This is a genomic window from uncultured Megasphaera sp. (genome assembly GCF_900539295.1).
GTDB lineage: Bacteria > Bacillota > Negativicutes > Veillonellales > Megasphaeraceae > Megasphaera.
This window is the reverse complement of record NZ_UQBH01000006.1, coordinates 79821-100827: the sequence shown is the minus strand read 5'-3', so window position 1 is coordinate 100827 and position 21007 is coordinate 79821. Positions and strand designations below refer to the sequence as shown.

Sequence of the window (21007 nt, the reverse complement as noted above, 5' to 3'; positions counted from 1 at the left end):
CACGTCCATTCGCGGTGGATGATTTAGTTGGCACCCCAATATTTGACAAAGAGCCAGAAAACAATTTTAATACAATTAAAAGTATAAATAATAACAAATACGTGTAGATTTATAATTCGATATGATTTACAATGTAATTAGATAAAAAAGTTCCGATATTTTAATGTTTACAGTGGAGACGAAACTATGAAAAAAGAGAGAAAAACGGTACTACGAGCTTGTATTCTGACCATGTTGATGGCTATGCCCGTCACCGGAGTCTGGGCGGCAGAAGATTATCCCTTGTCCGGTGATAAAATCGGTGGTGAATACCATATTGAGGGGCGAAACAACGCCATTTTTTTTAGACAGTCAAGAGATGTTGAGGCCGTGGATGATGTGATTATCTCTAATACGGAGGCTGCGGACGGAGATACCACCAACGATACGAACCGGTCTATTATTGGAGCTACGGATGGATCTAACAAGGTTTTTACCCTCGATATGAAGGGGCATAGCCTTATTTCCGGAGACTACGGCTCGTTTGTCAATTTAACCGAGGGGAAGAATAATAAGATTATCGTTAAAAATGCAAAAAATATCGTCAGCACGTCTCATCTCTCTCATGATATCCATGCTACCGGAACGGGACATGTCATTTCCTTAGAGGCTGCGGAAGATATTCGCTTAACCAGAGAAGATACGATTGAAGACAAATATCCTATCATTTATTGGGGCGGTGATAATGACCTTTCCTTATCAGCCGGGAACAATATTGTCATGAACAATAAAGATGACGTCGTTATGGTTTATGTTGAGAAGCAAGGGAGGGCGCATCTCGTTGCCGGCAATGACATTATTTTTAATAGCGATGGGAATCCTAATGAAGTAAATGGCCATCAAGCCGTGATACATATCGAAGCCGGTCGTGACATTATCCATTATCAAAATCATGAAAACAGCAACCCCGTTTATTATTTGGGGGATGAGACGGAGGCTCACGTCAAGGCCGGCCACGACCTGATTATAGACAGTCTCTACTCGACCAATCTGTTTAATGTCAAGAACGGCTCTTCGGCAGACGTCGTGGCAGGCAATGATATCATCTTTAAGGTGAAGACCTTGGCTTTGACTCCCAGTGCTTACAGCATGTATGGTTCGTCTCTGTCTCTGAGAAGTCGTAATTTTTTTAGCAATGCCCAGCGAACCCTGCGAACCCGTGACGATTCGCAATTGACGGTCCGGGCCAATCATGACCTCATTTTTGACACGCCGGGGGCTATTGATGAGCTCAGTATGATTGCCGTGAATGCCAGGAGTACAGCTGACGTCTCAGCCGGTCATGATATGGTGCTAAAGATTGGCGTCGCAGCCCCTAACGTCCATGTCGATACAGGCGGCAAGGCCAATTTGACGGCCGGTAATGATATGATTCTTTCGACGGCCGGCAAAGATGGGGAAAATCCCCTCGAATCCAATCTCTATGCCGACGACGGCACGATTACGGCGAAGGTCATTGACGGAACCCTGTCCATTTCAAATGATGGTGCCGTCGGTGCCTATGCCGATAACGGCGGCAGCATTACCCTCGAAGGTCCCGTCGTCATGGAAGTCGGGCATGGTGCCGTAGCCGCCAATGGCGGGAAGATCCATTTCAATGGACCTTTGACGATTCGCAGTAGCGGCACGGCTTTACAGGCTGTCGACGGCGGCGTCATCGAGGCGACCGCAGAGGATTCGGCTAAATACATTGAAGGCCATATCGTGGCCGACAATGGTTCTATTTCTCTCGATTTGAATAAGGCCGGCTCGTACCTGACCGGGACGACGACCGTGTCTGATGGCGCAGACATTGCTCGTGCTGCTTATCGCAATCGAGCAGCAGACGGTACCGATGAAAGCACGGGGACGCTGGACTTGACCCTTCAGAATGGCACCGTTTGGAATGTAACTGGCGATAGCTCCCTGACTAACCTTACCAATAACGGCACCGTTAATATGAAAGACAGCAGCCGGACCGGTCAGCAGTTAACCGTCAATACCCTTTCCGGTGAGGGGACGCTGGCCATGGATTTGGACTGGCTGTCCAATCAGGGGGCCAAGAGTGCTACGGCTAACAGCGATTATGTGATCGTGACCGACAGTGCAACGGGAACGCAGACTGTAGTTGCTGATTCGTCGGCCATGAACCTCGATAAGATGGCCGTCAACGACCGCCTCTATGTCGCCGAACTCAATAACAGCGATGCCGTCCTCACCAGCTCCATTCAACAGCGCAATGTCAATCAAGGCCACCTCTATGATTACATCATCGGCCTGACCTATGAAACGACGGGCGATACGACAGATTGGTACTTCGGCTCCGTTGATAAGGTCGAAAGTAACGTCGTTCCGGCAGCTGTCGTACAGAACCGGACGCTCTTCGACTTTGCGACCAATATGGATACCCTCAATAAACGCCTCGGCGAAGCTCGTTATGCCGACGGTGAAGATTCGGGCATGTGGGCCCGCTGGACCTATCGTCACTTAGGACGCGACAGCTATGACGGCCACGGCAATCGCTTTGAACTCGGCTACGATGACGCCGACAAGCGAGACGACGGCAGTACCCTTCGCCAAGGCCTATCTTTCAGTTACCTCAAGAGTCAGACTTCCTTTGATGAAGGAAATGGGAAATACAAGGGCTATACGGGCAGCTTCTATCGGACCTGGCTGGGACAGAAGGGACATTACCTCGACGTCGTCGGCCGCATTGGAAAGATGAACGGCGAAGGGACGACGAGACTCTTCGACGGTGACGAATCGAAGAGCTCCTTCGGAACCTGGTACCAGCAGGCCAGCGTCGAATGGGGCCGCAAGAAAGCCTTGAATAATCAGTGGTACATCGAGCCTCAGAGCCAGCTCCAGTATACGCATATCAACGGATACGACTTCCGGACCAGTGACGGCATCCGCCAAGACTTCGACAGCATGAACAGTCTCATCGGCCGTTTAGGCTTCCGCCTCGGAAAAGACCTTGACGCCTATACATCTTGGTACTTCAAAGCCGACATCCTCCATGAATTTGCCGGCAATCGCACCTTTGACCTGAGTTCCGTGGATGGATTGGAACGCCTGCGCTTCGATAAGACCGACCACGATACATGGTACGACGTAGGTGCCGGCATCACGGCCGAACTGAGTCATGACAGAAGCCTGTGGTTTGAATTCGAAAGAACCTTCAACGGTTCCTATGGCCGCGATTGGGAACTCAACGCCGGCATGACTTGGCGCTTCCATTAAGGAAAATAAGGGAAACAATTGAATAAATAAACTATTATCCCCGATATCAGGCGAAATACCTTGATATCGGGGACTTTTTCGTTTAAAAAATACATATATAACAGAAAAAATATCGGAAAATACATTGTATCATCATAAAACTTACAAATATTATACATATAAATGACCTATACATTACAAAAGTATATAGATAAATGACCAAAAGTAATTTATACTTTAATAAAATGAACGAATTTCGGGTTTTTTATGTTCGGAGAGGATACAGTCAACTACCACCGCTTATAGAATAGGTGGCTTGTAAGTCAGAAACGCATAGGTAGTCGCGACATCCTGGAGATGTCTCCCTAATTCTGCCTACATCATCGGACAGTTGACTATGCCCGTTTTGCCGGGGAGATTTACTCCGAGGCCGTTATTATCCTCTCGTAACGAGGGTGATTATCTCCCAAAATCCACCTAATTCCGAGGTGCTGGATGTTCATCGCACCGATTCGATCATCGTTGGATTGATACCCACATTGGCAGCGATACAGATGCTTACTATGGTCACGGTTTTCTTTGTGGATTATGTTGCATTTTGGGCAGCGTAGCGATGTATATTTTGCCGAGATTTTCAGCACCTCAGAGTGATTTTCGTGAGCCTTGTAGGTCAGGAATTGCTCCAGTTGATAGAAAGGCCAGCTCCGCAGGTCACTGCGCTGCACCTTTGTATGCTGGGAGAGATTCGATTCTTCAAAGCTGATACCCGTCAAATCTTCCAGCACAAACAATGTATCTTTGCCGTATTTCTCGACGAGTGTCTTAGAAATCTGATGATTTACATCAGACATCCAACGGTTCTCTCGCCCTGAAATGGCTTTGAGCCGACGCTTTGCAGATTTTGTTCCTTTGGATTGAAGTTGTTGTCTGACTTTGAGAAACTTGTGTCGTTTGGCTGCAATTTTTCTCCCAGAAACAAAACTTGTCTTGCCTTGTTCGTCATAACTGACAGTCAGGAAACGAAGGCCACGGTCTATACCGACAATATGGCGGACGTTCTCTTTCCGGAAGGACTCAACCGCTTTGGTAATCGAAATATGAAGATACCACAGTCCTTTGAGTTCAACTAGTTTTGCCGTACCGAGCTTCCACGAGCCATTAAGGTACTCCACGAAAGGCTTGTCTTCAAAGGTACAACGGGTTCGTTTTCCAAGGGTGTTGATAGACAGCATTTTTCCGTCATCAACGAAGCTGTAATCGCGGTTGCGAACCAAATCCGCCTGCGGGAGCTTGAAGCATATAGGCTTCCAAAGCCATTCGAGCGTTTTGGTGATGTATTTCCAGGTACCGTCTTGGTCCTTGTATTTAAAAGGGGAGTGTAAGAGTTGCTCGTTGACGGTTTTGTATTGAGCGATAGTCGTTTTGATGGATGACTGTGCAAGCTGTGACTTCAGCCCAAACTGTTTGCGAAGATCGCTGTATAGCTCTTTGTTAAGGTTTTGGTAAGCCAAAGAGAAATGGTTATCAAAGATGTGTTGTGACACAAAGTTGCAGGCCTGACGATAACGCTCCGTCATTTGACGAAACAGGATTTCTTGTTCTGGCGAAACATGGATGCGAAGTTTTATCGTTTTGGTCAGGTCGTACACTTTTCTCACCGGCCTTTCTAAAATTATATTACTTTCATCAAAACTACCATATCATATATTTTACTAAAATTCTAGTCGTTTAAGAAAGTGAGGTGAAGCGGGCATTCCTCCCAAACCTAAGAGGTCGGAGTATCCTGCCCGCATTTTGAATGAAAACTGAGAAACGGAATGTATTACGAGCTTGTATTTTGACCATGCTGCTGGCTATGCCGGTGGCCGGTTCCTATGCCAGTACCACCCTTTGGACGGAGGGAGAGGCGATATCCGATGAATATACCCTTCCGCCTTGGAAATATGGGGTTACGGTGGATAAGAATGACGAAAAAGTCAAGGCCACCGGAGATGTGACAATCAATAACAACGATCCTAGCGACAGTTGGCCGATTATTGGCGCGAGTGGTCAAGGCAATAAGTCCTTTACCCTCGATATGGATGGACATTCTTTGACCACCGGGGACCGTGGTTTTTTTATCAATTTTTCAGGCGGAAATGATAATAAAGTTGCGATTACGAATGCCGACAATATAGTTAGCAACTTCCATAAGGTTTCTGCTATCTTTTCTCGGGGGGAAGGCCATACCATTTCTCTTGATGCGAAAAACAATATTGAATTTAATAAGATTGAAAATAATAATGATTTTTCACCGCTTTTTATTCGAGATAAGGAGAGTGTTCTTTCTCTATCGGCAGGGAAGGATGTCGTTGTAACGAATGGCAGCATGAGTTTTATCATAGAGCTTAAAGAGGAGGGAACAGCGAATATACATGCTGATCACGATGTGATATTGAATCAGGAGTATGGTCAGAATCCAAAGTACGGTACGAATCAGATGATTCACGCGGAGAATCAGAGTCAAGTGAGCCTATCTGCCGATAATGATATCCGCTTCAATAATAAAGGTGTGAATCGTGTTGTATTTGGTAAGGAGAAGGGGGAAGTCAATTTTAAGGCCGGGAACGATATTATCTATAATAATCAGACGGAAAATGCGAACCCTGTTCATGTTTTAGAATCTGGAAGCAAGGCATCTATCGATGCCGGACATGATATTATTCTGAAATATGCCCAGTCGGTAAAAATGTTTGACCTTAAGGAGGGGGCGTCTGTCACGGTAGGATCCGGAAATGATATTTCCGTCAGTACCAAGAGCGGCCAAGCGGTTAGTCTGATTGATACCGATGAGAGCAGTACGGCTGATATCACGGCAGGTCACGACATGACCTTGGATATCGGCGTTGCAGCGCCTGTCGTTTATGCAAAGGGCAGGGTAAACCTGAAAGCCGGTAACGATATGCTCCTTTCGACGACGGGAGCGGATAGTCTGGCTCTGTCAATTGCCAATCTCTATGCCGATGGTGGGAAGGCTGATATTACGGCTAAGGCCACCGCGGGGACTCTGACCATTTCGAATAAGGGAGCTGTCGGAGCCTATGCTGACAACGGCGGCAGCATCACTCTTGGTGGGAAGGTCGTCATGGATACGGCAGACGGAGCTGTGGTTACCGATGGCGGAAAAATTATCTTTACCGGCCCATCCCTGACGCTTAATAGCAGTGCTGTAGGCCTTACGGCTGATAACGGAAATATTACCTTGGACGGTACTGCTGATGTCGAGGCTATTGACGGAGCTATCGCCCAAAACGGCGGAACTCTCCTCGTTAAAGGTCCTTTGACCATGCGCAGTACGGATATCGGACTTATCGCTGACGACGATAATAGTCGTATTACTGTCGCAGGTGAAGCTGTCCTGAATGGGGCCGACGGAGTCCTTGCTGAAGATGGCGGAATGCTCCTCTTTAACGGTCCCTTGACGATCACCAGCACGGCGACGGGACTTACGGCCGATGAGGGCAGGATCACGCTCGACGGGGCAGCTGTCCTTACTGCAGCCGACGGAGCTATCGCTGAAAATGGCGGAACAATCCTCTTTAACGGTCCCTTGACGATCACCAGCACGGCGACGGGACTTATGGCTGACGGCAGTACTATCACCGTCGGCGGAGAAGCCGCCCTGAACGGTGCTGATGGCGCTGTTGCTCAAAATGACGGTACCATCACTTTCAACGGCCCTTTGAAGATTCACAGCACCGATACGGCTTTACGGGTTGCCGGTGGCGGTGTCATCGAGGCGACTGCAGCTGATGCAGCGAAATACATTGAAGGCCATATCGTTGCCGACGGCGGCACTGTTTCGCTGGAACTCAATAAGGCCGGCTCGTACCTGACCGGGACGACGACCGTGTCTGATGGCGCAGACCTTACTCGTGCTGCTTATCGCAATCGAGCAGCAGACGGTACCGATGAAAGCACGGGGACGCTGGACTTGACCCTTCAGAATGGGACCGTTTGGAATGTAACCGGCGATAGCTCTTTGACCAGCCTTACCAATAACGGCACCGTCAATATGAAAGACAGCCGCCGGACCGGTCAGCAGTTAACGGTCAATACCCTTTCCGGTGAAGGCACGCTGGCCATGGATTTGGACTGGCTGTCCAACCAGGGAAGGAAGGGCGCGACGGCCAACAGCGATTATGTGACCGTGACCGACAGCGCCACGGGAACGCAGAAAGTGGTTGCTGATTCGTCGGCCATGAACCTCGATAAGATGACCGTCAATGACCGCTTGTATATCGCCTCTTTATATAATAGTGACGCCATCCTTACCAGTTCCATTCAGGGACGCATCGCCCATAAAGGTCATCTTTATGACCCCGTTATCGGACTCACTCATGAAACGACGGACGATATGACGGACTGGTATTTCACGGCTGTCGATAGGGTTGAAAGCAACGTCGTTCCGGCCGCCGACGTACAGAATCGGGCCCTCTTCGACTTAGCGACCCATATGGATACCCTTAATAAGCGACTCGGTGAAGCTCGTTATGCCGCCGGAGAAAATTCGGGCATGTGGGCCCGCTGGACCTACCGCCATATCGGCCGCGACAGCTATGACGGCCACGGCAACCGCTTTGAACTCGGCTACGACGATCCGGTGAACGGAGATGATGGCAGCCTTCTTCGTCAGGGCTTGTCCTTCAGTTACCTCAAGAGCCAAACCTCCTTTGATGAAGGAAATGGGAAATACAAAGGCTATACGGGCAGCTTGTACCGGACTTGGTTCGGACAGAACGGCCATTACCTCGACGTCGTCGGTCGCATTGGGAAGATGAACGGCGAAGGGATGGCAAGACTTTTCGACGGTGACGAATCGAAGAGCTCCTTCGGTACCTGGTACCAGCAGGCCAGCGTCGAATGGGGCCGCAAGAAGGTCTTGAACGATGCCTGGTATATCGAACCTCAGAGTCAGCTCCAATATACGCACATTAACGGATACGATTTCCGGAGCAATGACGGCGTCGGCCAGGACTTCGACAGCGTCCACAGCCTCATCGGCCGACTGGGCTTCCGCCTCGGCCGTGACATCGACGCTAACAAGGCTTGGTACTTCAAGGCCGATATTCTCCATGAATTTGCCGGGAATCGCACCTATAACCTGACATCTATTGACGGCTTGGAACGCCTGCGCTTCGATAAGATCGACCACGATACGTGGTACGATATCGGCGCCGGCATTACGGCCGAATTCAGCAACGACCGCAGCCTGTGGCTTGAATTTGAACGAAACTTCAACGGCTCCTACGACAATGAATGGGAACTCAATGCCGGCATGACCTGGCGCTTCCATTAAGGCGTACAGCAACAAACTGAATAAACGAAAATACCCGATATCAAGGAAACCCCTCTGATATCGGGTATTTTTATGAAGCTTGATAATTATTTTGGAGTGAGACTTCTCTTGACGGTTTGGAGGGCCTGGGGTATGATAAAACAAACCACGCTAGATGGTACGATGCAGGCACCGTTATGACGGCTACATTCAATTCCGACGGGAATCGTCGAATTTAAGCGCGTCCGACCGGGACTGAGAACGAAAGGCCGGCATGATGGCGTGCCTCTATTAAACGTATACTGACATAATCTTTCAAGAGAGGTGAAGACAGTGACTAACTTAACGGATACCCTTACTTTCAGACGGGGCCTTACGGTAAAGAACCGCTTGGCCATTCCGCCCATGACGACGCGCATGAGTTATTATGACGGCACGGTCACGGGTGACGAAATCGCCTATTACGGCATGCGCACCGGTGCTGTCGGCATGTTTGTTACGGGCGTAGCCTATATCCAGCCCAATGGCAAGGGTTGGACCGGGGAATTAAGCGTCGATGATGATGCCTTCATTCCCAACCTCAGCAAACTGGCTTCGACGATAAAACGGGACGGCACGCGGGCCATCCTTCAGATCTTCCATGCCGGCCGCATGACCGACAGCAAGACCATCGAAGGCGAACAGCCTGTAGCCCCCAGCGCCGTCGCCGCTGCCAAGAAAGGTGCCGAAACGCCGCGGGAACTGCGGGACGACGAAATTGAAGAAATCATCGAAAACTTTAAAAAGGCTGCCGTTCGAGCTGTCAAAGCCGGTTTTGACGGCGTAGAAATCCACGGTGCCAACCACTACTTGCTGCACCAGTTCTTTTCGCCCCATTCCAACCGCCGCACCGATAAATGGGGTGGGAGCCTTGAAAAGCGCTATACTTTTATTGAACGCGTCGTCGATGGCATCATTGAAACCATCGATGCCATGAACGTTCCCGACTTTATCATCGGCTACCGTTTTTCGCCGCGAGAAGAAACGGATCCGGGCTTCAATTTGAAGGAAACCTTGTGGCTCGTCGATAAACTGGCCGATAAGAAATTGGATTATCTCCATATTTCCCTGACCCGTTATGACCGCAAGACCAACCTTCCGGAATACCAGGAAAAATCGATGCTGGCCTATGTCCACGACGCCATTGGCGGCCGCGTGCCCCTCATTTCCGTCGGTGACGTTCGCACTCGTGCCGACGTAGAAGCGGCACTGGCTCATTCGGAAATCGTCGCTGCCGGCTGCTCGTCCCTCATCGATCCCAATTGGAGCGCCAAGATTTTGGCGAATCGGGATGCTGAAATCCGTCAGAAACTCAACGTACAGGATCGGGACTTGCTGATGATTGCCAACGGCACATACGGTTTCATGAAACTGAAAGTACCTGACCGCTTAGTTGAATAAAAAATATCATAAGCAATAAAGAATGCCTTGCACCTTTGTGGATGCAAGGCATTTTGTCTGTCTGTGAGCGGGATTTTCTTTTGAGGATACCTTGAGTGATCGTCAATTAGTGGCCGGCAGCTTCGGCAGTCGGTTTGAAAGCCTGGGCCGTTTGCGGATTTTCGTTCATGCTGTCGATGCGGGCTCGGTATTCCTTATCACTGGCATAGCGCTTATTTTTATAGCGGCCGATGGTCAGGAAGGGGACGATGATGATGGCGATGGCAGCGTATCCGCAGTAGCCGTAACCGTATTTGATGATATTGGTCAGGCCGGCGATGGAAACGGTCATCGAGGCGATGATGATGAAAGCCGTGACCATGGCAGCGCGGATGACCGAGCGGGAGCTGATTTTTTTCAGGATATTGATTTCCGAAAAACGAGCGGTGAAGCCGAAGACTGTCGTGACGCCGGTGGAAATGAGGCACAGCATCAGGAAGGCACTGTAGACGATGGTCAGCCACGGTAAGCCCATAGCCTGGCTGCTGGTCAGGGTCGGCAGCGTCGATTTACCGTAGAAGCCGGACCAGCCTAAGAGCATGACGACGGCTAAGGTCAGGGCAGCGGCGTTCATGGCGAAGGAAATCCACATCGACGTGGCGCAGTTCTTACGGGTGACTAAGGGAGTGCCGACGACAATCATGGTCGGGATGACGACGCACTGGAAACCGGCATAGGTGAAGGCGTGGAGAATGGCTGTCGGGACGTTGCTGAAACCGTTGGCGGAAAAGTCCTGGGCCATGACGGCTGTAAAGGCCTGGGTTCCTTCAACGGAACCTGCCGTATAGATGCCGACCGAGAAAATGATGGCGACCATGGCCAGGATGGCCATGCCCATGTAGGTCGTGGCCCGGCGGACCAGGCCGGCGCCGAAGATGGTCAGGAAGAAGATGATGATGCCGACGACACCGATACCGGCGTAGTAGTTGAGGCCGGTTTGGGCGTTGATGGCGGAAGCGGCACCGGAAATCGTAGCCGATACGGCCATTAAGACCATGATATAGAAGAAGGCTTCAAAGAAGTATTCGATGCCCGTAAAGGGGCGGTATAAGTTCTGGAATAACTGGCGGTAACTGGTGAGGTGCCGCGAATTGTACATGTTCATGGCTTCTTTGATGGTCAGGGTAAAGAGCAGCATGGTGATGATCGCCGTAATGGGACCGAGCCAGCCCAGGCTGACGAAGTAGACGTTTTCCTGATTGCCTGTGGCAAAGCCGCCGCCGGCGTGAGAGCTGAACAGGACGGCGCCGACGGAAAAGCACATACTGAGGGATGCCGTTTTAATCGATGAAATATTGGCCATAATGGTTTCCTCCTTTGATGGACAGGGAGAGAAACGAAAACGCCTTTCGTCTCTCTGCAAGGGTATTTGCTAAGAGACGAAAGGCGTTATGTCCTTCCGCGGTACCACTCTGTTTCATCCTTTCGGATGCACTCTCGGATACGGCCATCGGCGATATCCATGCTCTGTAACGGGAGTTCCCGTGTCGGCCTACTTCGTTCAGCGTCTCCGCTCGGCAATGAGTTCGGTTCGGCTCCTGTACTGCCTTGCACCGGCCGGCAGCTCTCTGAAAACGAGGGGTTCGAACGTACTATTTTGCGTCGTCGCGTTTATGGCGTTTTTTGTTGATGGGCTTATGATATCACCGAGAACTTAAAAAGTCAAGGAAGAAAAGTAATATTTTTTTGAAAATAAATAGATAAACGTTTAAGTTTAAAGTATTGAGCAAAGAAAAAGACCGCCCATGACGGACGGTCTCGGTATTACTTATCACGCGACAGGTCAACCTCTTTCAGCGGAATGAGGTGTGTCTTGTGTTTAAATTTATGATAGAGGAAGACTGCCAGGAAGACAGGAATGCCGATGTAGGCGACGCTGGCGCCGTACCAGTCGATTTCGGCACCGGTAAAGGCCGAGTAGTTCTGGCCGGCCGTGACGATGATACACATGATCAATGCCAAGAGAGGGCCGAAGGGGAACCAGGTTGCTTTATACGGCAGGTCTTTCAGATCCTTGCCTTGGGCGATATAGGCCCGGCGGAAGCGATAGTGGCAGATGGCGATACCAATCCAAGTGATGAAGCCGGCCATGCCGCTGATGTTAACCAGCCAGTCATAGGCCTTTCCTTCGCCGATGAGGGACGTGAGGAAGGCGGCCAAACCGAAGACGACCGTTGCAAATAAGGCATACGACGGGACGCCGCGCTTATTCAGTTTGAGGAAGCATTTCGGAGCCTGCCCCGTTTCAGCCATGGCGTAGAGCATACGTGTGGAAACGTAGAGGCCCGAGTTGCCGGCCGAAAGGACGGCCGTCAAGATGACAGCATTCATGATCGAAGCGGCGGCGACTAAGCCGAAGCGTTCAAAGACCAGCGTAAAGGGGCTGATGGAAATGTTGACGATATCCGTATTGAGCAGGTTCGGATCGGTATAAGGAATGAGGAAGCCGATGACCGTAAAAGCGCCTAAGTAGAAAATGAGGATACGCCAGAAAATCGAATGGACCGCACGGGGGACATTCTTTTCCGGATCTTCACTTTCACCGGCGGCAATGCCGATCATTTCCGTCCCTTGGAAGGAGAAGCCGGCGACCATGAAGATACCCAACATAGCCGTGAAGCCGCCGACGAAGGGCGCTTCATCGACGGTCCAGTTGACGAAGCCCGGTGACGGTTCAGAGCCGAGGCCCAAAATCAAGAGGGTCCCTGTAAACAGGAAGATCAAGACCGTCAGGACCTTGATGCCGGCGAAGATGAATTCACTTTCGCCGTACGACCGGGTCGACAGGTAGTTGAGGGCGAATAAGATGACTAGGAACAGGCCGCTCCAGAGGGCTGCCGGTACGTCGGGGAACCAGTACTTCATGATGAGGGCGCCGGCGACGAGTTCGGCGGCAACGGTAATGGCCCAGTTGAACCAATAGTTCCAGCCCAGGGCAAAGCCCAGGGATTTGTCGACGTAGCGGTTGGCATACGTTTCAAAGGAGCCGCTGACCGGAAGGTATGAAGCCATTTCACCCAGTCCCGTCATAAGAAAATAGACCATGATGCCGATGAGTGCGTAAGCGACGAGTGCCCCACCCGGCCCAGCAGTGCTGACTGTTTCACCGCCGGCGACAAACAAGCCGGTGCCGATAGCACCGCCGATGGCGATCATGTTCATGTGGCGGGCTTTCAGACTGCGGCGCAGCTTTTGCTGCTGCTGTTGAGTTTCTTCCATGCAAAATCACAACCTTTTGTATTAAATTGATAACTAGAATCTAAAAAAACTCATACGAATATATTATATAGGATGTTGGCGTCGATGACAAATAAATATTCTGCAATTATGCAAGAATTATATAGGGTAGCGAAACGTTTATAGCCTTTTAGGGGCTTTTCCGCTATAATAATAGTATTACCATGCGTAAAAGGAAAGGATAGCTTATGGAATTAGAAGAATGCCGCCGGGAGATTGACTTATTGGACCGGGAGCTGGCCAAGATTTTGGAGCGGCGCATGCAGGTCGTGGCTGCCGTTGCCGCTTATAAAAAAGAACACCATATGGAAGTCTATGATCCGCGGAGGGAACGGCAGGTGCTGGATAAGATTTCTAATTTGACGGAGCAGAAAAATTTGGCTCCTTATTTGCGCCGCATCTACCAGTGCATCATGGATGAAAGCAAAAAATATGAACGGGAACACATGGGGATAGGATGATGGAAGAACTTATTGTACGAGGCATTGCCGAACGCATCTTATTTGAAGCCTCCGATTCGGATTACCGCGTCTTTCGCCTCCACGATGAAAGCGACGATACGACTTATACCGTAACCGGTCACGGGACGAAACCCCTCGTCGGCGACCGCCTAGAAGTAAAAGGCCACTGGGTCCAGCACAAGCGCTATGGACGCCAGTTTGCGGCCGACGGTTGGAGCCGCGTCATTCCCGAATCCCTCGACGGCATCGAACGCTTCCTCGGAAGCGGCGCCGTCAAAGGAATGGGGCCGGCTTTGGCCCACCGCGTCGTTGCCCACTTTGGCAAGGATACGATGGACATTTTGGAAAAGGACGCTCAGCGCTTACTTGAAATCGAAGGCATCGGCCCTAAAAAATTGGCCGTCATAACGGAATCTTTCTACGAAGAAAAACAGATCAACGACATCGCCTATGACCTGGAACAACACGGCGTCGCTGGACGCTATGCCGGTCGGCTCCTGCAAAAATATGGTGACGATGTGAAATACGTCCTGACCGAAGAACCGTATCGGATGATTCATGAAATCGATGGTTTCGGCTTTAAGACGGCCGACCAGATTGCCCTGGCGTACGGCATGGACCGCCAGTCGCCGCAGCGCCTCAGCGCCGGCCTGGCCTACGTTCTTCAGACTATGACCCAAAACGGCCACGTCTGCATTCCTGATGCCGAGCTGGTACGGCGGGCGGCCTTTCTCCTGCAGGCTGATGCCCTGTGCCTCCACGATATCTTACAGGATACCGTCGATATGGGGCAATTACGGACGGCGGATTTTGAGGGGACGGTCTACGTCTATACGCCGGAAGCCTATGAAGAGGAAGAATATATTGCCGACCGCATCCGTGAGATGGCTGCCATGAAGCCTCTTTCTATGAAAACGCATGTTCAGCTCTTTCTGGACCGATGGCAGGATTCCTGTCATTTTGAACTGGCAGACAAGCAGCGGGAAGCCGTCGAAAAATCCCTTCAATCGGGGATAACCGTCATTACCGGTGGCCCCGGGACGGGGAAGACGACCGTCGTTCAGACCATCATCCGCTTGGCCGAACAAGAAGGCCTGCGCATCCTGCTCTGTGCGCCGACGGGACGGGCCGCCAAGCGACTGGCCGAAACGACGCAGCGAAAGGCGAAGACCATCCATCGACTCCTCATTCCCGACGGCCATGTCGGCAAGGTCCAGTCCTTTGAATACAATGAAACGAAGTTATTGCCGGCCGACTTAGTCATCGTCGACGAAGTATCCATGCTCGACATGGAAATGATGTACCACTTACTGAATGCCTTGAAGCCCCAGTGCCGTTGCATCCTTGTCGGGGACGCCGACCAATTGCCGTCGGTCGGAGCCGGCGCCGTCCTCCACGATGTCATCGCCTCGGAAACGGTTCCCGTCGTCCGCTTAGACACGATTTTCCGTCAAAAAGAAGGGGGCCGCATCGTCACCAACGCTCACCTCATCAATAACGGCCGCCTGCCGGTGGTCAACGAAGATCTGGAATTCCGCTTCGTCGAAATCGAGACTGAAGCCGACGGGGCGACGCAGATCAGCGCTTTGTATCGCAGTGAAGTGGAGGAAACAGGCGACGAATTTGCCGTCCAGGTATTGTCTCCTATGTACAAGGATCCCTGCGGCGTCGATAACCTCAACCAGCTCATTCAGGAACGGCTCAATCCGCCCGTCTTGGGGAAGGGCGAATTGAAGGGCCGCCACATGATTTTCCGCGTCGGCGACAAGGTCATGCAGAAGCACAACGATTATGAAAAAGGCGTCTTCAACGGCGACATCGGTCAAATCTTTGCCGTACAGCACGACATGGTCTACGTCCGTTATCCCGAACAGGACGTCAAGTATGAAGGCGCGGAAATCGATGAAATCACCCTGGCTTATGCCATTACCGTCCATAAGAGCCAGGGGAGCGAATACCATACGGTCATCATGGCCCTGGTCAACAGCCATTCCATCATGCTCCAGCGAAACCTTTTCTATACGGCCGTCACCCGGGCTAAACGAAAAGTCATCTTAGTCGGCACTAAACGGGCCGTCCAAACGGCCGTTCAGAATCAGCGGACGAGCCGGCGATTTACGCTGCTCATCCCGCGGCTCCAAGGAGAGCTGCTTACGTAATATTTTGCGACAGGAGGCATTTTTATGTCACTGCTCACCCTTATTACCAACCTCTTCTATCCGCCGACCTGCCCGGCCTGCGGCATCCTCATGAAGCGCGACGGCGACTGGTGCCCGTCGTGCCTGGCGTCGGTCTGGTATCCGCGGCGCATCAACCGCTCCCGACAGTTGAAGGCCCTCGACGCCTGTTACTGTTTGGCCGACTACGACGGGGCTATGCGCCGTCTGATTCACGATATTAAATATAAGGGCAGAGAGGGAAAATGCCAAGCTTGCCGCGTCTTATTAGAACGATTTCCCTGGCCCGAACGATTGAAAGCCATCGATATGGTCGTTCCCGTGCCCTTAGCACCGGAGAAAATGAAAAGCCGCGGCTTCAACCAGGTCGAAAGCCTTTTCAAAACATGGGCTGACGATCATTATCGCTGGGCCGACATCCTCCAGCGTTTGCGTCCCACAGATGCTCAGTGGAACCTGCCCAGAAGCCAGCGCTCCGAAAACGTTCATCGAGCCTTCGGCCTTCGAGAAACAGCCGATGTTAAGAACAAGCATATCCTCCTTGTCGACGACATCTTCACCACCGGTGCAACCCTCGAGGCCTGTGCCAAAGCCTTGAAGCGAAACGGGGCAGCAGAGGTAATCGGCTTGGTCATGGCCAGCGGGGCCCCGTAATAGGACAATACTGCCTGACTTATTCCTACTCATTCACAATATAAACCGACCTCCTAAGGTTAGATCTTTGGTCTGACTTTAGGAGGTCTATTTTATGCTATAAATCTGAACCTATACGGATACGCATCTTGATGGAAGTTGGCAGTGGTTTTCCCGTAGGGAGAAAGAGTATATGGGTGACCTTTAAAGATGAAAAATTAAAAAATTAGTATAAAGAATTTTTTTCTTCTAATAAATAGTGAATAAATTTTTTACTCGCTTGTGGCAGTGTGTTTTTATCTTTTGTGATAATACTCATAGTTCTGATGATTACAGGGTCAATGGGGAGTGCCACTACCTCATAACTTGTCTTGCGCAGTACAAGTTCAGTCAAGATAGAAATGCCTAACCCTTGCTCTACCATAGACAGGATAGAATAATCGTCATGGACACGTAGTTTGATATTTGGAGTGATACCTATCGCATGAAAAGCCTCTAAAGGTTCACTATATGCGCCTTCCTCCAGTAACAAAAACGGTTCATTCGCTAAGTCCTTAAGGGACAGGGACTGTTTTTCAGACAAGGGATGATATTTCGGAAGTACTGCACGAAATTCACCGGACTTGATGAACGTGGTTTCCATTCCTTTGACGGCGTTAGGATTCACAAAGCCAAAGTCTACTGCCCCAGTACGTACCCATTCTGAGATGCTCGTATAGTCACCTTGGTGTAACACAATCTGAATATTCGGATATTTTTGCCAAAATCTACGAATGATGCCAGGCAACCAGTGACAAGATACGCTGGAAACCGTTCCGATACGCACGATGCCGGAATCCAGTCCTCGGATTTCATCTGCTGTGTGGCGCATGGTCTGGTATTGTATTACCGCGTTTTGCATGGATGGATACAACCTTTCTCCCTCTGGTGTTAGGCGAATACCATAACGGGAACGATATAGAATTTTGATGGACAACTCTTTTTCCAGTGAAGCAATCATTTGACTGAGAGCCGGCTGGGTGTAGCCCAAAAGGTCAGCCGCTTTTGTAAAACTACCAACCTCAATTATTTTCAAAAGAGCAATGTATCTCTGCATTCTTCAAATAATCCTTTTACATATTATAATAATAAACATCGATTTTACTTATTTATATCCCTGAGTATATAATAATCTCATACAAAACACAAGCATTGGAGGAATTCCTTATGGATATGAGTAAGTTTCTAGTGGATGCCTATTTCACCCAATATGAATCGAAATCTAAATACATGATGGGGAGTTCCGACCCGGAATCCCTATCGCTGAAGGACGTCGTGTCCGACCTTTCCGACTATGCAGATGAGCCACTGGGCTATGCACTGGGAAAGGGATATCTGCTACTACGAGAGCAACTGTCTGCACTCTATGAAAACGTCACACCTGACCAAATTGCTGTCATGAACGGTGGCGAGGAAACCATCTATGTCACGATGCGTGCGCTGTTGAAACCAGGTGACGAAATCGTAGTACAAACACCCTCATATCAGTCTCTTTCCGTCATCGCAAAGGAGATTGGGTGCTCTATTATCGAATATCGCCCTAGTTTTGAGCAAAACTGGGAATTTGACTTGGAAACGCTGAAAACAAAAATTACTAAGCAGACTCGGCTGCTGATTTTGAATTATCCCCATAACCCAACAGGCGCCTGCTTAACAGACCGTGAAATGGCTTCTATTGCAGCGTTGTGTCGTGAGTATAATCTCTATTTGATAGCTGATGAGGTATATCGTTTTCTCCGTATGGAGGAAAGTTGTTCGGATGCCTCATTTGCAGATTTGTATGAAAATTCGGTTGTTCTGGGCAGTTTTTCTAAAACCTTTGCGGCTCCTGGACTGCGGCTGGGGTGGATAGCGACCAAAAATCCGGGACTCATGCATAGATTACTGGATTACCGCCATTTTACCAGCACGTGCTCCAATCTGCCGTGTCAATGGATTGCAAGGGAGCTGCTGAATAAACGAGATGCTATCATACAGCGTAATAATGCCCTTGTCCATCGCAATGCCGAGCTATTGGCGCTGTTTGTGAAGCAACACGAAAAAATATTCTCCTATGTTCCACCTAAGGGTGCCACCATGGCATATGTGAAATTAAAGGGAAAGCAAAGTGCAATGGCATTCTGTATGGAAATTTTGGAGAATACCGGCGTGCTGATTGTTCCTTCTTCGGTGCTGGAAAAATCGGATGAATATCTTCGTATCGGCCTGTGCCGTAAGAGTTTCCCAAAGTGCATTCAATTGGTCAGTGAATACCTTTTCAATCGAAAAAAATAAGGAGGCAATTATGAAACAATATGTAGTGGATGCGTTTACAGAAAAAGTTTTTACAGGCAACCCTGCCGCTGTCTGTGTGATGGATACGTGGTTAAATGATCAGATTATGCAGAATATTGCCGTTGAAAATAATCTCTCTGAAACAGCTTTTGCTGTAAAAGAAGGAGCGGTTTATCATCTGCGATGGTTTACTCCCGGCGGTGAGGTAGAACTGTGCGGCCATGCAACGCTGGCTACGGCTTATGTCATTACTCGTTTTGTAGAGCCCAAACTGAAAACAGTGACCTTCCATACACTTAGCGGCATTCTGACCGTAGAAAAACAAGATGATTTGCTAGTGATGAATTTTCCATCTTTTCAGTTGCAGCCGGTTCCCGTCACGGAACAAATGACAGCGGCTTTGGGAGTAAAACCTGTTGAGGCTTACTGTGGGGCTGATATGGTATGCGTTTTAGAAAATGAAGAGCAGGTTAAAAATGTTCACCCGAATCAAGATTTGATTCGACAGATGGAGGGGGTTTGTTTGCACATCACCGCCCTCGGTAATGAGTATGATTGCGTAACACGCTCCTTTGCGCCAAAATGCAATGTAGCAGAAGATCCCGTCTGTGGACGTGGGCATTGCCATGTCATTCCTTACTGGGCGGATAGAACCGGAAAAACGGAATTTATCGCATATCAGGCATCCGCACGTGGAGGGGTGCTGTATTGCAGCTATGCCGGAGAACACACGGTAATACGCGGTAGAGCAGCACTATTTGCGGAGGCGGAGCTTTTTGTGTAAAACATATTGCGAAAAAGTACACCGAATAAATAACGAATCGGATTCGATACAGAAAGTTCTTTTTGGGATGTTCATAATTTGTACCGGCCAAGCCTGGTAATTGTATAGCCGTGAACACAGGATGTTCCAAACCTCTGTAATCCTTTTATTATATTGAAGACAAATACCTTTGATTAGCTCTACTTGTGACCGGCCGGGCCTTTAAAATCTGTTCCAAAGCCTTGAAGCGGAAGGGTGCTGCAGAGGTAATCGGCTTGGTCATGGCCAGCGGAGCACCGTAATAGGAATTTATAATAATATAGGCACGGTATCTGTGTATATTCGCATAAATTAACCGACTGCCTAAGGTTAGATTGTTGGTCTGACTTTAGGCGGTCGGTTTTGTTTTGCTGCGATGATGATATTGTAGTTGGGAACTCATATCTTGATGGAAGTGGGCTTTTTAGAGCAGACTATGTTTCGGACAATTCCATCACTTTTTCTTTTAATAATCGGGCGGCTTCTGAAAAGAGTTGATTCTTTTTCCAGATAAAGAAGATGCGGCAGATGTTTTGGGGTTCTAACGGCCGGAATACGAGATTTCCGTCTTTCGGGAGTTGGATGAGGCGGTCCAGGCACAGCACGTAGCCGACGCCTTCCTCGGCCAAGAGAGAGGCGTTGTAAATCAAGGTGTACGTGGCGATGATATTGAGTTCGCTTTCGTCCTTGTCAAACCATAGGCTAAGTTCTCTTGCAGTCAGCGCCTGTCGGGAAGCGATTAAGGGGAGTCCTTCCAGGTCTGCGGCTCGAATGGTCGTGTGTGCGGCCAGCGGGCTGTCTTTTCGCATCAGTACACCCCAGACATCTTCGTGGGCCAGCTCGATATGGGGATAATCCTGTGGGGTCTCAGGCTGTATCAATACGCCAAAATCCAAGGTCCCTCTCTTTAGCTGCTCTTTTACGACCATGCCATCCATGCTTTGAAACTGATAGTGGATGTTGGGATACTCTTTTCGTAAAGACTGGATTGCGCGGGCTACGACCCTCATGCCGGCTGTTTCGCCGCAGCCGATGCGGACGCTGCCGCTTACGCCTTCTTGAGCATGGGACAGTTCATCTACGGTTTTATCGACGAGTTGAGCAATTTCTTCAGCTCGTTTTTTGAGCAGGAAACCGGCCTCTGTCAGTGTAGTATTTCGATTGCCCCGGACTAAGAGTTTCACGCCGAGCTCTTCTTCTAAATCCATGAGCTGCCGGGACAATGCCGGTTGGGATACGTGCATGGCTTCTGCGGCGTGAGAGATATTTTCCGTTCTGGCAACTGCCAAAAAGTATTTTAAGACACGAAATTCCATTTCCATCACCTCTGCTACCATTATAACAGAGT

Annotated in this window: 13 protein-coding genes and 1 other annotated feature; of the genes, 8 read left to right on the top strand and 5 right to left on the bottom strand. The window is 49.8% G+C overall.

The genetic code is table 11. From position 1 onward, the window contains the following. The first annotated feature begins 186 nt into the window (after positions 1-186). Positions 187-3261 carry an autotransporter outer membrane beta-barrel domain-containing protein gene (locus QZQ46_RS03370; protein WP_296826823.1) on the top strand — a complete coding sequence of 1025 codons (3075 nt, stop codon included), beginning with the start codon at positions 187-189 and terminating at the stop codon, positions 3259-3261. 398 nt (positions 3262-3659) lie between these two features. Here QZQ46_RS03370 and QZQ46_RS03365 read toward each other — a convergent pair whose 3' ends face one another. Beyond that, on the bottom strand, positions 3660-4898 hold the full coding sequence (locus QZQ46_RS03365; protein ID WP_225069253.1) for an RNA-guided endonuclease TnpB family protein: 1239 nt from the start codon (positions 4896-4898) through the stop codon (positions 3660-3662). Positions 4899-5083: 185 nt separating this feature from the next. Between QZQ46_RS03365 and QZQ46_RS03360 the strand changes: the two genes are divergently transcribed. Together QZQ46_RS03360 and QZQ46_RS03355 are read left to right on the top strand one after the other, a co-directional pair. Beyond that, positions 5084-8578, top strand: a complete 3495-nt coding sequence (locus tag QZQ46_RS03360) for an autotransporter outer membrane beta-barrel domain-containing protein (protein WP_296826825.1) — start codon at positions 5084-5086, stop codon at positions 8576-8578. Positions 8579-8890: 312 nt separating this feature from the next. Further along, positions 8891-9997 carry an NADH-dependent flavin oxidoreductase gene (locus QZQ46_RS03355; RefSeq protein ID WP_296826819.1) on the top strand — a complete coding sequence of 369 codons (1107 nt, stop codon included), beginning with the start codon at positions 8891-8893 and terminating at the stop codon, positions 9995-9997. Positions 9998-10103: 106 nt separating this feature from the next. Here the strand turns inward: QZQ46_RS03355 and QZQ46_RS03350 are convergent, their stop codons facing one another. Together QZQ46_RS03350 and QZQ46_RS03345 are read right to left on the bottom strand one after the other, a co-directional pair. Then, positions 10104-11339 carry a hypothetical protein gene (locus tag QZQ46_RS03350; RefSeq protein ID WP_296826817.1) on the bottom strand — a complete coding sequence of 412 codons (1236 nt, stop codon included), beginning with the start codon at positions 11337-11339 and terminating at the stop codon, positions 10104-10106. A 69-nt stretch (positions 11340-11408) separates the two neighbouring features. Beyond that, positions 11409-11651: a binding site (T-box leader), on the bottom strand. Positions 11652-11800: 149 nt separating this feature from the next. Further along, positions 11801-13255 carry an amino acid permease gene (locus QZQ46_RS03345; RefSeq protein WP_044503586.1) on the bottom strand — a complete coding sequence of 485 codons (1455 nt, stop codon included), beginning with the start codon at positions 13253-13255 and terminating at the stop codon, positions 11801-11803. Positions 13256-13461: 206 nt separating this feature from the next. Here QZQ46_RS03345 and QZQ46_RS03340 point away from each other — a divergent pair, with 206 nt between their 5' ends. The 3 genes from QZQ46_RS03340 to QZQ46_RS03330 are packed head-to-tail and all read left to right on the top strand — an operon-like array spanning position 13462 to position 16565. Next, positions 13462-13734 (top strand): chorismate mutase, encoded by a 273-nt coding sequence (locus QZQ46_RS03340; protein WP_226869919.1) that lies wholly within the window; start codon positions 13462-13464, stop codon positions 13732-13734. After that, on the top strand, positions 13734-15893 hold the full coding sequence (locus QZQ46_RS03335; protein ID WP_296826813.1) for an ATP-dependent RecD-like DNA helicase: 2160 nt from the start codon (positions 13734-13736) through the stop codon (positions 15891-15893). The genes QZQ46_RS03340 and QZQ46_RS03335 overlap by 1 nt, the downstream gene beginning before the upstream one ends. A 24-nt stretch (positions 15894-15917) precedes the next feature. Beyond that, on the top strand, positions 15918-16565 hold the full coding sequence (locus tag QZQ46_RS03330) for a ComF family protein (protein WP_296826811.1): 648 nt from the start codon (positions 15918-15920) through the stop codon (positions 16563-16565). A gap of 205 nt (positions 16566-16770) precedes the next feature. Here QZQ46_RS03330 and QZQ46_RS03325 read toward each other — a convergent pair whose 3' ends face one another. Beyond that, a complete protein-coding gene (locus QZQ46_RS03325; protein WP_296826809.1) occupies positions 16771-17640 on the bottom strand; it encodes a LysR family transcriptional regulator in 870 nt (289 codons plus the stop codon). A gap of 110 nt (positions 17641-17750) precedes the next feature. Between QZQ46_RS03325 and QZQ46_RS03320 the strand changes: the two genes are divergently transcribed. Continuing rightward, positions 17751-18857 carry a pyridoxal phosphate-dependent aminotransferase gene (locus QZQ46_RS03320; protein WP_296816334.1) on the top strand — a complete coding sequence of 369 codons (1107 nt, stop codon included), beginning with the start codon at positions 17751-17753 and terminating at the stop codon, positions 18855-18857. Positions 18858-18867: 10 nt separating this feature from the next. Beyond that, positions 18868-19641 (top strand): PhzF family phenazine biosynthesis protein, encoded by a 774-nt coding sequence (locus QZQ46_RS03315; protein ID WP_296826807.1) that lies wholly within the window; start codon positions 18868-18870, stop codon positions 19639-19641. A gap of 452 nt (positions 19642-20093) precedes the next feature. Here the strand turns inward: QZQ46_RS03315 and QZQ46_RS03310 are convergent, their stop codons facing one another. Beyond that, positions 20094-20975, bottom strand: coding sequence for a LysR family transcriptional regulator (locus tag QZQ46_RS03310; protein ID WP_296826805.1), 882 nt, complete (start codon positions 20973-20975; stop codon positions 20094-20096). Positions 20976-21007 lie beyond the last annotated feature (32 nt).

What these genes read in the sequence shown, in the direction of transcription:
- QZQ46_RS03360 (WP_296826825.1), top strand. Translation starts at nt 5,084, where the DNA reads ATGCTGCTGGCTATGCCGGTGGCCGGTTCCTATGCCAGTACCACCCTT.
- QZQ46_RS03320 (WP_296816334.1), top strand. Translation starts at nt 17,751, where the DNA reads ATGGATATGAGTAAGTTTCTAGTGGATGCCTATTTCACCCAATATGAA.
- QZQ46_RS03345 (WP_044503586.1), bottom strand. Translation starts at nt 13,255, where the DNA reads ATGGAAGAAACTCAACAGCAGCAGCAAAAGCTGCGCCGCAGTCTGAAA.
- QZQ46_RS03310 (WP_296826805.1), bottom strand. Translation starts at nt 20,975, where the DNA reads ATGGAATTTCGTGTCTTAAAATACTTTTTGGCAGTTGCCAGAACGGAA.
- QZQ46_RS03330 (WP_296826811.1), top strand. Translation starts at nt 15,918, where the DNA reads ATGTCACTGCTCACCCTTATTACCAACCTCTTCTATCCGCCGACCTGC.
- QZQ46_RS03325 (WP_296826809.1), bottom strand. Translation starts at nt 17,640, where the DNA reads ATGCAGAGATACATTGCTCTTTTGAAAATAATTGAGGTTGGTAGTTTT.
- QZQ46_RS03315 (WP_296826807.1), top strand. Translation starts at nt 18,868, where the DNA reads ATGAAACAATATGTAGTGGATGCGTTTACAGAAAAAGTTTTTACAGGC.
- QZQ46_RS03335 (WP_296826813.1), top strand. Translation starts at nt 13,734, where the DNA reads ATGGAAGAACTTATTGTACGAGGCATTGCCGAACGCATCTTATTTGAA.
- QZQ46_RS03350 (WP_296826817.1), bottom strand. Translation starts at nt 11,339, where the DNA reads ATGGCCAATATTTCATCGATTAAAACGGCATCCCTCAGTATGTGCTTT.
- QZQ46_RS03340 (WP_226869919.1), top strand. Translation starts at nt 13,462, where the DNA reads ATGGAATTAGAAGAATGCCGCCGGGAGATTGACTTATTGGACCGGGAG.
- QZQ46_RS03370 (WP_296826823.1), top strand. Translation starts at nt 187, where the DNA reads ATGAAAAAAGAGAGAAAAACGGTACTACGAGCTTGTATTCTGACCATG.